General features: G+C 70.4%; 10 protein-coding genes. 6 read left to right on the top strand and 4 right to left on the bottom strand.

The window, feature by feature from the left end:
• The first annotated feature begins 33 nt into the window (after window positions 1-33).
• Entirely contained in the window at window positions 34-1,035 is a 1,002-nt protein-coding gene (locus tag ACVTJA_RS30425) for a chemotaxis protein CheB (RefSeq protein WP_465825014.1), read from the top strand.
• Complete coding sequence (locus tag ACVTJA_RS30420) at window positions 1,029-2,813, top strand: CheR family methyltransferase (RefSeq protein WP_465825013.1); 1,785 nt, start codon at window positions 1,029-1,031, stop codon at window positions 2,811-2,813. The genes ACVTJA_RS30425 and ACVTJA_RS30420 overlap by 7 nt, the downstream gene beginning before the upstream one ends.
• Before the next feature lie 31 nt (window positions 2,814-2,844).
• On the opposite strand, the gene ACVTJA_RS30415 is transcribed toward ACVTJA_RS30420, so the two are convergent.
• Window positions 2,845-3,165, bottom strand: coding sequence for a polyhydroxyalkanoic acid system family protein (locus ACVTJA_RS30415; RefSeq protein ID WP_206727183.1), 321 nt, complete (start codon window positions 3,163-3,165; stop codon window positions 2,845-2,847).
• Window positions 3,166-3,269: 104 nt separating this feature from the next.
• Window positions 3,270-4,733: a deoxyribodipyrimidine photo-lyase gene (locus tag ACVTJA_RS30410; protein WP_465825012.1), complete on the bottom strand. Its 1,464-nt coding sequence runs from the start codon at window positions 4,731-4,733 to the stop codon at window positions 3,270-3,272.
• A 307-nt stretch (window positions 4,734-5,040) separates the two neighbouring features.
• On the opposite strand from ACVTJA_RS30410, the gene ACVTJA_RS30405 reads away from it, so the two are divergent.
• From ACVTJA_RS30405 to ACVTJA_RS30390, 4 genes are all read left to right on the top strand, one after another.
• On the top strand, window positions 5,041-6,684 hold the full coding sequence (locus ACVTJA_RS30405) for a hypothetical protein (RefSeq protein WP_465825011.1): 1,644 nt from the start codon (window positions 5,041-5,043) through the stop codon (window positions 6,682-6,684).
• 68 nt (window positions 6,685-6,752) lie between these two features.
• Window positions 6,753-7,898, top strand: a complete 1,146-nt coding sequence (locus ACVTJA_RS30400) for a DUF1015 family protein (protein WP_465840545.1) — start codon at window positions 6,753-6,755, stop codon at window positions 7,896-7,898.
• 9 nt (window positions 7,899-7,907) lie between these two features.
• Complete coding sequence (locus ACVTJA_RS30395; RefSeq protein ID WP_465825009.1) at window positions 7,908-8,702, top strand: tRNA1(Val) (adenine(37)-N6)-methyltransferase; 795 nt, start codon at window positions 7,908-7,910, stop codon at window positions 8,700-8,702.
• A gap of 63 nt (window positions 8,703-8,765) precedes the next feature.
• Window positions 8,766-10,526, top strand: coding sequence for a BamA/TamA family outer membrane protein (locus tag ACVTJA_RS30390; RefSeq protein WP_465825007.1), 1,761 nt, complete (start codon window positions 8,766-8,768; stop codon window positions 10,524-10,526).
• A 24-nt stretch (window positions 10,527-10,550) separates the two neighbouring features.
• Here the strand turns inward: ACVTJA_RS30390 and ACVTJA_RS30385 are convergent, their stop codons facing one another.
• Together ACVTJA_RS30385 and ACVTJA_RS30380 are read right to left on the bottom strand one after the other, a co-directional pair.
• On the bottom strand, window positions 10,551-11,342 hold the full coding sequence (locus ACVTJA_RS30385) for a hypothetical protein (RefSeq protein WP_465825005.1): 792 nt from the start codon (window positions 11,340-11,342) through the stop codon (window positions 10,551-10,553).
• A gap of 102 nt (window positions 11,343-11,444) precedes the next feature.
• The gene (locus tag ACVTJA_RS30380) at window positions 11,445-12,569 is read right to left on the bottom strand and encodes a hypothetical protein (RefSeq protein ID WP_465825003.1); all 1,125 of its coding nucleotides are present in this window, start codon (window positions 12,567-12,569) and stop codon (window positions 11,445-11,447) included.
• Window position 12,570: the final 1 nt, after the last annotated feature.

Genomic DNA, 12,570 nt, shown 5'->3' with positions numbered 1-12,570 from the left:
GAGCCACGCTTGGGCGGTCCTCCAGCGGCAGGAATGGCATTCCGGGTGCTCATGGTGGGCAAGGGGCTGCGTGCGCTCGCCGCGCGCGGCCTCTTCGACGGGGAGTCGCTGGTCCCCGTGGGCCCCATGGAAGTCGAGTTCGCCAACGCGCTGGTGGCGGTGCAGCGCCACTTCCCGGACGTGCTGCTCGTGGACCTGAGCGCGCGCGAGTCGCTGGAGGCGATTGAGCAGGTCATGGTGGAGCGGCCGGTGCCCATCCTCGCGCTGCACCCGGGCGCGCTGTCCGGGCAGGACGCCTTCCAGGCCGTGGCCCTGGGCGCGCTGGACGTGGTGGAGCGCCCGGCGACTCCCGGCGCTGACTTCTGGGGCCATGTCTCGCGCAAGCTGGTGATGCTGGCGCAGGTGAAGGCGGTGCGGCAGGTGAGCACGCGCCCGCTGCCGCGCACGCCGCGCGAGGACGCGCCTCCGCCGTATCCGCTGGTGGCCATCGCCGCGTCGCTGGGCGGACCCAAGGCGGTGGCGCAGGTGCTGCGGATGATTCCGCGCGGCTTCCCCGCGCCGGTGGCGTACTGCCAGCACATCAGCGAGGGCTTCACCGAGGGCCTCGCCCACTGGCTTGCCATGGAGACGGCGCTGCGAGTGAAGGAGGCGGAGGACGGGGTGGTGATGGGGCCCGGCACGGTGTACATCGCACCGTCGGGCAGTCACCTGTTGGTCCGACCGGAGGGCAGACTGGAGCTGGACTCCGGGCCCGCGCTCCGCGGTTTCAGACCTTCGTGTGACATGCTGCTCACTTCCGCGGGCGAGGCCTTCGGCCCGCGCTGCATCGGGGTCATCCTGACGGGCATGGGGCGCGACGGCGCGCGAGGGTTGAAGGAGATTCGGGAGCGTGGTGGAAGGACCATCGCGCAGGACGAGGCCACGTCCGTCGTCTGGGGCATGCCCCGCGAGGCCGTGCTGATGGGCGCCGCGCAGGAAGTGCTGCCCCTGGACCGGATTGGAGCCCAGTTGCTCCAGTGGGTGGACGCGTGCTGACCCCGAGCAACAAGGTCCTCCAGCAGCTCGCCGCGCTCCTCCTGGAGCGTGCGGGCCTGAAGATCACGCCGGACGGCTTCCACAGCCTCCGCCTGGCGCTCTCCACGCGCATGCCCGTGGTGGGCGTGGAGGAGCCGGAGAAGTACCTCGCTCAGCTCTTCGGCCCGGGTGGCGAGGAGGAGCTGCGCTCGTTCCTCCCCCTGGTGACGGTGGGGCACACCGAGTTCTTCCGCGACGCCAAGCAGTTCCGCGCGCTGGAGAAGAGCGTGCTGCCGGAGCTGGTGACGCGCGCCCGGCGGGAGATGCGCCGCGTGTCCGTCTGGTCCGCCGGCTGCGCGACGGGTGAGGAGCCCTACAGCGTGGCCATGGTGCTGGCCGAGCTGGGCGCGCTGGCCATGGAGGTGGACCTCCTGGCCACCGACCTGAACCTGGCCGCGGTGGAGGCCGCGCGGCAGGGGCGCTTCACCCAGCGCCGCTGCATCAGCATCAGCCAGGAGCGGCTCAAGCGCTTCTTCCGTCCCGTGGACGAAGGCTACGAGGCGCAGCAGACGCTGCGCGACTACATCCGCTTCGACGGGCAGAACCTCGCGGCCCCCGTCTTCGACAAGGTGGGGCTGTCCTCGCTGGACCTCATCCTCTGCCGCAACGTCATCATCTACTTCGACCTGCCCACCATCCGCGGTCTGATGGACCGCTTCCTCGCCGCGCTGCGGCCGGGCGGGCTGCTCTTCCTGGGGTACTCGGAGAGCCTCTTCAAGGTCTATGACCGCTTCGAGATGATCGAAGTGGACGGCGCCTTCGTGTACCGGCGCCCGCTGAGCGACAAGGGCGCCCGTCCGCCGCCGCTGCGCATCACGCCGTATCCGGGTGAGTCGGACGCGTCCAAGCCGCAGCAGACGCCCGAGTCCTTCGCCGCGGACCTGCGCAAGCGCATCCAGGCCGAGACCGCGTCCGGCGCCCTGTCGAAGGGCGCGCACGCCCCGGCGGCGACCGCGAAGCCCGCGGCCCCCTCCGCGCCGCCTCCCGCGCCGAAGGGACACGTGCACATCCCGGGCGCCCCGGCGACGCCGTCCACGCCGCCGCCCGTGGGGACGCTGCCGCGCACCGGAGACCTGGGACGCCCGCGCATCACCCAGGAGCTCCCGGCGGTGACGCCCGCGGAGGCCCCGCGTCCGCGCATCACCCAGGAGCTTCCGGCGGTGACGCCCACGCGCAGCGCCGTGCCGGACGTGCAGGTGGCCGCGTGGCCCAAGCTGCTGCCGCCCGCGGAGCGCCTGGCCATGGCCGTGCGGAAGATGGCGCAGGGCGACTTCCCGGCCGCCATCGCCGGCGTGCAGCGGCTGCTCGCGGACGAGCCGAGTGACTTGGACGCGCTGCTGACGCTGGGCAACCTCTTCTCGCTCACGGGCCGCATCCCCGAGGCGCGGGAGGCCTTCGCGCAGGCGATACAGCGCGAGCCGCTGTGCGTGGAGGCGCGCGTGTTCGGCGGCGTCGCGGCGCTGCAGGCGGGGAAGCTGGAGGAGGCGCGCTCGGAGTTGAGCAAGGCGCTGTTCCTCGAGCCCACGCTGGCCATCGGCCACTACCTGCTGGCGCAGGTGTTCGAGCGCTCTCAGGAGCCGGACTCGGCACGGCGCAGCTATCGCAACGCCATTGCCCAGCTGCGCTACCCGCAGCGGCCGCTGGCCGGGCACTACCCGGAGATGCCGGACTCGGCGGACGCCATCTCCCGCGCGGCGCGCTATGCGCTCGCCGCGCTGGAGGAGCAGCCCCTGCGCTGAGTGTCGCAGGGGCCGCGAGCCCACCGCGCCGCTAGGACAGGTTGCTCTTCACCTGGTCCAGCGTCTTCTTCGGGTCCAGCACCGAGGCGAACTTCTCCTGCAGGTAGGACTTCGCCTTGCTGCGCAGGAGCATGCCCGGGTCCGTGCCCTCGCCCTGCACCTGGTTGTCGGTGATGACGAAGGACGCATCCATCTGGATGCCCATCACCTTGCCGGCGATCTTGGCGCCGTCGCCCGCCCAGTCCGTCTTCACGCCGTACTTGCCGCTCCAGTACTTCAGCAGCTGCTCGACGCGCTGCTTCACCTCCTCCTTCGGGAGGGAGTGGGGGATATCGAACTTCATCATGCCCATGGCCCGGCTCCTGATGTCGGTGACCCGTCCGTGGCTTTAGTGGCCCACGGACGGGAAGGGAACCGCCGTCTCACTTTTGATGGCGCGGATGTCAACAGGCTTGCTCACCGGCCGGCCACGCCCCGAGGGCGCTTGAGCTTCACCGGCGGGTCTCCGGGCCGGCCCCAGCGGGCCATGTAGGGCGCCAGGTCGTACTTCTCCGCCGTGCGCGGCGAGCTCATGGGCCGCACCTTGCCCAGCACCTTCCGCTCCTGGAAGGGCCTGTCGTGCAGCCCCAGCACCCACATGAAGTTGGCCACGCTGGCCGGGTCTCTCCCGTCCACCGCGTACTTGTCGTTGAGCAGGGCGATGCGGCGCAGGCCCTCCTCGGGGGTGGGGCTCCACTCCAGGAGCTTCTTGCCCCAGAGCATGCGCAGGTAGTTGTGGATGCGGCCGCGCTCCAGCAGCTCGCGCTGGGATGCGTTCCACAGGCCGTCGCCCGTCTTCGCTGCTTCGAGCTGCTCCAGCGTGTAGAGGTGCTCGCGCGCGTCCTTCTGGTGCGTGGCCAGCGTCTCGCGCGCCCAGGCGGGCAGGGAGTCCACGGTCATCTGCCGGGGCACGGGCGTGTGGAAGCAGAAGTTGAAGGCCAGCTCGCGCCGCACCAGCAGCTCCTCGAGGAAGGTGCGTACGGCGGGGTGGTCCGTGCCGCGCGAGCGGATGACGGCGCGCGCCGCTTCCCCCGCGAAGACATTGCCCCAGTGGAAGTAGGGAGACAGGCCGGACTGGAGCGCGCGGCCCGGGTCGCTGCGCTGCGTGTCGTAGCCGTCCATGCGCTGGAGGAAGGCGTTGAGCGCCTTGAGCCCCGCCTTGCGCCCGCCGCGCTCGGGGATGGGAGCCACCGAGTGGTCGATGTCGAAGGAGCCCAGCGCCTCGCGGGCCGCGCGCGCGTCCGCGAGGTCGAAGCCCGGCTCCAGCTTGCGCCCCGCGGCGGCCGCCTTGACGGCGCGGGCGGGCAGGGTGCGGCCGAGGTACTCCGGCCACAGCTTCTGCAGCTTGGGCCGCAGCGTGTACGCGCCGGCCTGCACCGTGGCGATGCGCTGCATGGGCACCACGCACGACGCGTCCACCGCGAACAGCGGCACGTCCAGCGCCTTCGCGGCGCCGCGCAGGTGGCCGGGGATGATGTACGTGGGAAACAGGTCCGACACGACGGCGGCGGCGCGGCGGCCCAGCTCGGCGAGCCGGGGACGGTGCTCCTTCTTCCGGCGCGGCAGCTCCAGCCAGTAGGGCAGGCCGCGCGAGGCACAGCCCGTCGCCATGTCCGCCATTCCCTCGAGGGCCCAGGCGTGGAGCCGGTCCGACGCGTAGGGGTAGTCCGGGCGGATGGCCTGATAGACGACCACCGGGAGGCCGAGGTGATTGCCCAGGGCGATGGCCACATCCAACGCGTGGTTCTCCTCGGCCCGGTGATTCACCATGCACCAGTAGAGGACGAAGTCCCGCCCGTCCGAGGGAAGAGGCACGTCCTTCGCGACCACGACGCGCGCGGAGTCCACGCCAAGCTCGGACCATGAGAACCCGATGGGCATACGGCTCCCGATGCGCGGGCGACTTCCGCGTCGCGAATTTTAATACATGTTTTTCGTATACAGTTTTCGGACGTGTCGCGTCAGTGGCCGCGGGGGCCGGGAGGTGGCGCTGCACCACGCGCCGCCAGCCGCCATGGAGTTGCAGCAACAGGCGCTTCTTCGCGTGTCCGTGAACGCGCGGGGCGTGGGGAGTGGCCGGTGCCGGCGTAGGCCTGAGGGCCCGGAAGTGGACGGAAGTGCCCAAAAACCGGCGCTCCGGCACGGGTTGTGGTCTTCTGCGCCGCCGGCAGACCCAAGGAGCCGTTGCGTGCCACATCCGAGATTCTGGAGCTGTCTCTCCAGCGCCGCCCTCGCCCTGGCGCTCGCCGTGCCGGGCGTCGCCGGCGCACAGGCGTCTACTTCGTACCCCTCCACGCCGCCCCCGTCCTCCGCGCAGCCGGGCTACGCGCAGCCGCAGCAGCCGGCCTATGCGCAGGAGCCCGCCGCTCCACCGGCCCCCGCGCCCGCGTCCCCGCCACAGGGCACGTCGCCAGGCTACCCACCTCCACAGCAGGGGTACGCGCCACCGCAGAATTCCTACCCGGCGCCCCAGCAGCAGCCTGCGAATCAGGCCTACCCGCCCTCGCAGAACAGCTATCCGGCACCCCAGCAGCAGCCCGCGGACCCGGCGTCGCAGAACGCGTATCCGCCGCCCCAGCAGCAGCCCGTGAATCAGGGCTACCCGCCCTCGCAGAACAGCTACCCCGCGCCGCAGCAGCAGGCGACGCCGCCGTCACAGGGCGCGTACCCGCCCTCGCAGCAGCCTGCGGATCCGACGTCGCAGAACGCGTATCCGCCGCCTCAGCAGCAGCCCGCGTACCCGCCGCCGAACACGTACCCGGCGCCGCCGCAGCCCACGTACGGGCAGCCCACCACCGCGCAGCAGGTCCCCGCGCAGGAGAATCCACAGGGCTCGGGCGCCACGGCGACGGATGCGCCTCGCGCTCCTCCGGACCCGGGCTCGCTCATCACGCAGCCGCAGGCGCCGCTGACGCCGGACGGGCAGACGGAGCCGTCGAAGCCCTCCGCGGTGCCGTCGTCGGCCACCGCTTCCTCCACGCCGCCGCCCGAGGACACCGGGGTGATGCTGGACGGCCGTCCCCGTCAGGGCCCGTTCCTGTCTGGCCCTGGCAGCCTCACGTTCATGCTGCACCACACGACGCTCGGCGCGCTGGGTGGCTTCTTCACGCAGGCCTTCGCCAACGACTTCAACTTCAACCAGAGCTCTCGCGAGGCGATGCTGGCCGGCACGCTCATCGGCGCGGGCCTGGGCTTCGGCGCGTCCGCATGGTGGCAGTTCAACAACTGGGTGGACAAGCCGATGGCCGCCTTCGGCATCGGCAACTCGGTGGTGGGCGGCATGTTCATGGCCGGCTTCATGGACCTGTTCACCCAGGACGCGGGCGTGCTGACCTGGTCCGCCTTCATCGGCGCGGAGCTGGGCGCGTGGCTCACCGCGGGCCTGGGCGGCGGGCAGTTGCCGCTCAACGACGGCCTGCTGGTGGCGTCCGGCGCGGGGTGGGCCACGGCGTATGCGGCGCTGCTGCTGGCCGTCATCCACTTCTCCGGCACGGACGTGTCCGGCAAGACGTGGCGCGACGCGCTGCTGCTCGCCCCGGGCATCGGCGCGGGCGCGCTGGCGCTCGCCACCATGCGTTACAACCCGACGCCATCGCAGATCCTCCGCGCCGACATGTTCGGCGCCGGCGTGGGCGCGGCGGTGCTGCTCATCTCCGGTCTGGTGCTGGGCGGCTTCGATCAGTCCACGCCGTACGTGCTGTCCTTCCTCGGCTCCGCGGGCGCCATCACCACCGTGAGCCTGCTGTGGGAGGAGAGCGTGGACCGCTCGTCGCTGAAGATGGTGGGCGGCCCCACGAAGCGGGAGAAGCGCTACACGAACGTCTGGTGGTAGACGGGCCGCTGGGCGGCCGGGCGGGCGCCATGGCACGGCGGGGCAGGAAGCACCACCTTCCCCCCGACATGGCGCGCGTCCATCCCTTCTCGGCCCTCATGGCCTCGCTGGAGTCCCGGCTGGAGCCCAGCGACTACGTGCCGCGGAGCAACGCGGCGCCCCAGCCTTCCCACGTGCGCTCCCTGCTGGGGGCGGCGAACCCCACGGCGGAACTGCGACGGCTGCGCGAGGCGGGAGCCCTGCTGCGCGACGCGCGTCCGGCGCTGTACCTGGCCGAAATCCACAGCTCCGCCGGCAAGCTGGGCGGCCCGCCGGTGCGCTTCCTCCTCTGCGCGCTGAACGCGGACGCGGGCCAGCCGCTGGAACATGACCCGTACCGGCCTCGCGCCTGGGAGGCCGAGCCCGCCGTCACCCTCACCGCGGACGACCATGGTGTCCTGCGCGGGTTGTTGGCGGAGGCCTCGGAGCGGGCGATTACCGTCTGGCAGGGGCAGTTCGACGGCCACCCGATATCGCTGCGGCGCATCGAGCCCTCGCCGCTGTCCAAGCGCATCCAGGCGGTGCTGGACGAGGCGCCCATGCGCCCGCTGGCGGCGCTGGACGAGGGTGGCCCCGCGCTGGCGGCGGTGGTGCCTCTGTCGGACCCCGGCCTGGAGCTCCAGCCCATCCACCGCGCCCTGAAGGGCGTGGAGACTTTCAAGGAAGAGACATTCCTCACGCTCGTGACGGCGTATGCGCGCGTCTATGAATTGGATGAGCCGCTGGACACGCCGCGAGGCCTGGCCGCCGCGCGCGAGCGCCTGGCAACGCTCATCACCGGACACCACGCGGTGCTGCTGGTGTTGCCGGGTGGACGGGGCCGAATCCTGCGCTTCCGTCAGGGATTGGACCTGGCGCATCTGAAGGGCGCGCCGAGGAATCCGACGCTGCGGAGCCTGGACCTGGCGCTGCTCAACGCGCTGGTGTTGCGCACGGTGCTGGGCATCAAGGACCCGGAGGCGCCGGGACACCCGCAGGTGTTCCCGGTGCAGGGACTGGAGTCGCTGGTGCGAGGAGTGGAAGAGGGCACCTTCCAGGCGGGCTTCGCCCTCAACCCTCCGCCGGTGTGGGAGGTGCGGGCCGTGATGGAGGCGCAGGCGACATTGCCGCCGAGGACACTCCGGGTGGAGCCGCTTCCACCCGCGGGCCTTTTGTTCCTGGATCGTGAAGCCTAGCTTTCCAGCGTGAGGGTCCTGACACGAACCCTGCCGGACTGGCCCCGGCGCGTGCGGCTCGAGCTCCATCCGGGGCCCGGGGAGACCCTCGATGCGATTTGTGGCGGAGAGGTGCAGGTGCTGCAGCGCCGCCTCGGTTATCGCTTCACGTTGGATCCGCTGCTGCTGGCGCATTTCGCGGTGTACGAGGCCGGAGCGCTGCGGGGCCGGCTGATGGATTTGGGAACAGGCTGCGGAATCATCCCGCTGGTGCTCGCGCGGAGGCTGGGCCGCAAGGACATCACCGCGCTGGAACTGCAGCCGCGGCTGTTCTCGCTGGCCGAACGCAACGTGTATCTGAATCGCTGCGAGCGCGAGGTGACGCTGGTGCAGGGCGACCTGCGCCGCGTGCAGGACCAGTTCCTGGTGGGCAGCTTCGCGCACGTGCTCTGCAATCCGCCGTACCGGGCGCGCACGTCGGGGCGCAGCAGCCTGTCGATTGAGAAGGCGATTGCACGGCACGAGCTGGCGTGTGAGCTGCCGGATGTGGCGCGTGCGGCGAACCACCTGTTGGTGTCACGGGGCTCGCTGTGCATGGTGTATCCAGCGTCGCGCTTCGGAGACCTGGTGGCCGTGCTGCGAGCGCACCGGCTGGAGCCGCGCACCGTGCGCTGGGTGCACCCGCGCGGAGACCGTCCCGCGAAGCTGGTGCTGCTCCACGCGGTGAAGGGGGGCAGGGCGGACCTGACGGTGCTCCCGCCCCTCGTGGTGCATGCGGATGACGAACATGCTTTCACCGACGAAGTGCGGGCGATGATTGTCTGAGCCACACGGTTGCCTTGCTCGTGACACACAGATGCAACGGTGCCGCCACGGTGTCCTGCCAGGATGCCGCGTGTGTCGCTCCCGCTGCTGGCCCTGCTGTTCGTTCCCCTCGCGTCGACTTCGCCGGAGCCCGTGGATGTCTCCAGCGCCCAGGTGAACTACGAGGAGCTCCTCGTGCAGTGGGGCCTGGCCCAGCACGGCCGCGAGGTGGACCCCTCGCCCGAGGGCAAGCCGCTGGAAACCGTGCTGGTGGCGCGGGAGTACGTGGTCGCCGAGAGCGACCCGTATCCAGGTTTTCTCAACAGCCTCCATGTTCGCTCACGTGAGGAAGTAGTCCGCCGCGAAGTGCTGCTCACGCCGGGACAGCCCTACTCAGCGGCGCTCGCGGACGAGACGGCGCGCAACCTGCGTGAACTGGGCATCTTCGCCGTGGTGCGCACGGTGGCGGTGCGCGGCGAGACACCCGGCTCGGTGACGCTGCTCGTCGTCACCAAGGACGTGTGGTCGCTGCGGCTCAACAATGACTTCTCCGCCGTGGGCTCGCTGTTGCAGTACCTGCGCCTGTCGGCCACCGAGGACAACTTCCTCGGCCGCGGGAAGAAGGTGGCGCTCGACTTCTCCCTGACGCTGGACACGTATTCGCTCGGGCAGAGCTACATCGACAAGCAGTTGCTCGGCAGCCGCTGGACGCTGAATGAGTCCGCGGCCGTCATCCTCGGCAGGGAGAGCGGCCGGGCGGAGGGCTCGCGCGGCAACATCGTCCTGAGCCGGCCGCTGTATTCGCTGGCCACGCGGTGGAGCCTCACGTCCCAGGTGACGTGGAACATGGAGACGTCCCGCACGTTCCGGGGTGCGGATGTCTGGCAGCTTCCGTACCCGGGCGGTGAGCCCGTGCCGTACGTCTTCAACGCGCGCGAGGTGGCGGGCAGCGTGCTCTACCTGCGCTCCTGGGGCGAGGTGCTCAAGTGGGAGGCGGGTGGCGGAGCCGGCGCGTACCACAAGGCGTACTCGCCGCCGGTGGAGTCACGCCTGGATGCGGGGCAGAGCGCGTGGTTCCAGGCGAACTTCCTGCCGCGCTCCGAGGACGCGCTCTACGCCACCGGAGCGCTGCGCATCTATCGCTCGCAATTCGAGGTGCTGCGCGACGTGGACACCTATTCGCTGTCCGAGGACTTCCAGGTGGGGCCCTCGATGACGGCCACGGTGCGCTACGCGCCACCCGTGCTCGCCGCTGGCGCTCACTTCGCGGAGACCGGCGTGTCCGCGCGCTACCGCGTGCGCCTGGGGGATGCGCTCCTGACGGCGTCCGTCGCGGGCACGGTGCGACGCCAGTTCGGAGACGGGGCAGGATGGACGAACCGCCGCTGGGCCACGGAGGTGCACGGCGTCTCGCCGAAGCTGCTGGGCGGGCGCTTCGTCGTGCGCGGGCTCTTGGATGTGAACATCGACGACGTGAATGAGCGGGTGGTGTTGCTGGGCGGTGGCAACGGGCTGCGCGGTGCGCCAGTGGACGCATACGCCGGTCGCAGGCTGCTGCTGTTCAATGCCGAGTACCGCACGCCGCCGCTCATCATCCGCACGCTGCACGTGGGCGGGGTGTTGTTCTACGACGCAGGGAGCGCGTTCGAGCGGCGCCCGAAGCTGGTGAGCTCGGTGGGCGTGGGGCTGCGGGTGTTGCTGCCGCAGTTCAACATCATCCCGTTCCGGCTCGACTTCGGTTACGTGCTCGATGACGCGCGGCCTCCGGTGGGAAGCCGATTCCTCGCGGCCGGCGGGCAGATTACAGACAACCGGCCCGCGTTCCTGGACACGCCACTGCGGTAGGCGCGCCATGAATGGCAGGACGTCTCAATTCCCCGTGAGCGCCAGCGCCAGCGCGCTCTTGTGCCGCCCGCGCAAATCCAGACCCTTCTGGTACAGCGTCCGCGTCGTCCAGCAGGCGTCGTCGTCGGAGAGGCTGGTCATGGTCTGGAGATTCGTGGCCAGCCGCTGCCGCTCAATCGAGCCCATGTCCGCTCCAATCTGACCGAAGGCCTGCGTCACATCCGCATGCCACGGCTTGCGGGACGGGTCCTGCCGCAGGTCGGCGGCCATGGCCTTCGCCACAATCACGCTGAACTTCTGGAGGGACTCGTCGTCCATCCCGTTGAAGATCCGGCCGAGCCCTTCCTCCTTGATGTCCCCACGGCCGAAGGCGGCGCAATCCTTCACCTCCGCCCCTTCCACCATCCGGGCGAGGATTTCCATCCGCAGCACCAGGTCCTCGTCGGACAGCCGGTTCAGCCCGGCCTTCGTCTTCATCATCGACGCCTGCTGCCGCTCATCGAGCTTCATGCCCGGCGTGGACTCGAACCACTGGCGGATTTCGGGGTGGTTCTGCGTGGCCTGCGCCCAGTGCCGCAGGTAGCGCTCCATGCCGTTGGTGGGCTCCTTCGCCAGCAGCTCCGCCACCATGCCTTCGTAGTCCACCGGCCGCCGGTTCTGGTACGCCCGCCAGCCAAAGCCAGAGCCCACCGCCGCCACCGTCACCAGCGCCAGCGTGACGTTCTTCCCCAGCTTCGACGCATGGCCCAGCGCTGCCGCGAGACCTCCCGCGACTCCGCCCACCACACCGCTGACCAGGACGCTCGACCAATCCATCTCATCCCCTCGAATGCCAAGAGTGGGCGTGAATGTAATGGGTCGACGCACTGCAAGGGAATGCACGCACTGTGGGGGCTCCCGGGTGCGTGCACACCCGGGCTACTTCGTGTCCGCGGACGCCTCCGCCGCCTCGCGCTCCTGCTTGCAGAAAGCCAGACGTTCCTTGATGGCCTCCAGCGGCACGGCCATCTCCAGCTTGAACGTCGAGCCATCCGGCTGCACGCGGGCGAAGTCCAAAAGCTGCGCCACGTCCTTCTGTCCCTCGGCCTGCGCCTTCATGCGCGCCAGGGACAGCGCGGCGCCCAGCGACTTGCCCAAATCGGTCACCTTGTCCGCGTCCGGGCCACGCACCTCCGCCACCAGCGCCACGTCCGAGCTCGCATCCACGTGCAGCTCCACGTTCTGCGCCACGTCGCGCAGCCGCTGCGCCAGCTCCTGCTGGTCCGGCGGGAGCAGGCGAGCGAGCTGGTCCACCGCCATCACCCCGTACATCTCGCCGTACGTGCTGTTCTCCGGAATCACGGATGGCTCGTCCGGGCCACGCCCCTCCACGCGGTCGACGGCCGCCTTGATGTCATCGGGCGTTTTGCCAAACATCAGGAGCTGGTTGTTCCACATGCCCACCGCCGCGTTCCTGCGCCGCGTCTCCGTGCCGCCGTCCGACAGCGTCACCGTCCTCTCGCCCGGCTCGTACACCCGCGCGCCCTCGCCGTAGTCCATCGACACCGCGTCGCCCAGCAGCTCCTGGACCTTCGCGTTGCCGAAGTTCCCCGAGAGCATCATTCCCTCGTCGGTAATCACCAGGCGGTCCAAATCCTGGAGCGGGTCCACGCCGCTCTTCTGGCGGAACTCGTTCAGCTCCTTGCCTCCGTCCCGCAGCATGCAGTCCAGCAGCAGCTCCCCGATTGGCGAGTGCCTCAGCGCGTTGGCTTCAATCACCACCGCCGTGCGGCCCGTGCCCCGGGGCAGCGCCGCGAGGAGCGGATCTCTCGGACGCTTGTGCTCCGGCGCCGTGCCAGCGTCCACCACCGTAGGCATCACCCACGTGCGGCGCTTCTCGGCGCGCTCACGCTCTTCGCCGCTCATCCTCCGGGGGAACTCCACCCGGGGGGCCTCACCCTTGGGCAGCTCGTCACCCTGACCGGTGAACATCAACACCGCGGCCAGCACGAACAGCAGTCCCGCCACCCCGAGCCACACCTTGCGCCGTCGACGGTTGTCCACG

This window comes from Pyxidicoccus sp. M6 (assembly GCF_055568925.1).
Note: the sequence above shows the minus strand (reverse complement) of the source record. Positions and strands in the feature narration are given on the sequence as shown.

Coding starts and splice junctions, on each gene's coding strand:
- ACVTJA_RS30425 (WP_465825014.1), top strand. CDS start 34: ATGGCATTCCGGGTGCTCATGGTGGGCAAGGGGCTGCGTGCGCTCGCC.
- ACVTJA_RS30415 (WP_206727183.1), bottom strand. CDS start 3,165: ATGGGCATGATGAAGTTCGATATCCCCCACTCCCTCCCGAAGGAGGAG.
- ACVTJA_RS30410 (WP_465825012.1), bottom strand. CDS start 4,733: ATGCCCATCGGGTTCTCATGGTCCGAGCTTGGCGTGGACTCCGCGCGC.
- ACVTJA_RS30400 (WP_465840545.1), top strand. CDS start 6,753: ATGGCGCGCGTCCATCCCTTCTCGGCCCTCATGGCCTCGCTGGAGTCC.
- ACVTJA_RS30390 (WP_465825007.1), top strand. CDS start 8,766: ATGCCGCGTGTGTCGCTCCCGCTGCTGGCCCTGCTGTTCGTTCCCCTC.
- ACVTJA_RS30385 (WP_465825005.1), bottom strand. CDS start 11,342: ATGGATTGGTCGAGCGTCCTGGTCAGCGGTGTGGTGGGCGGAGTCGCG.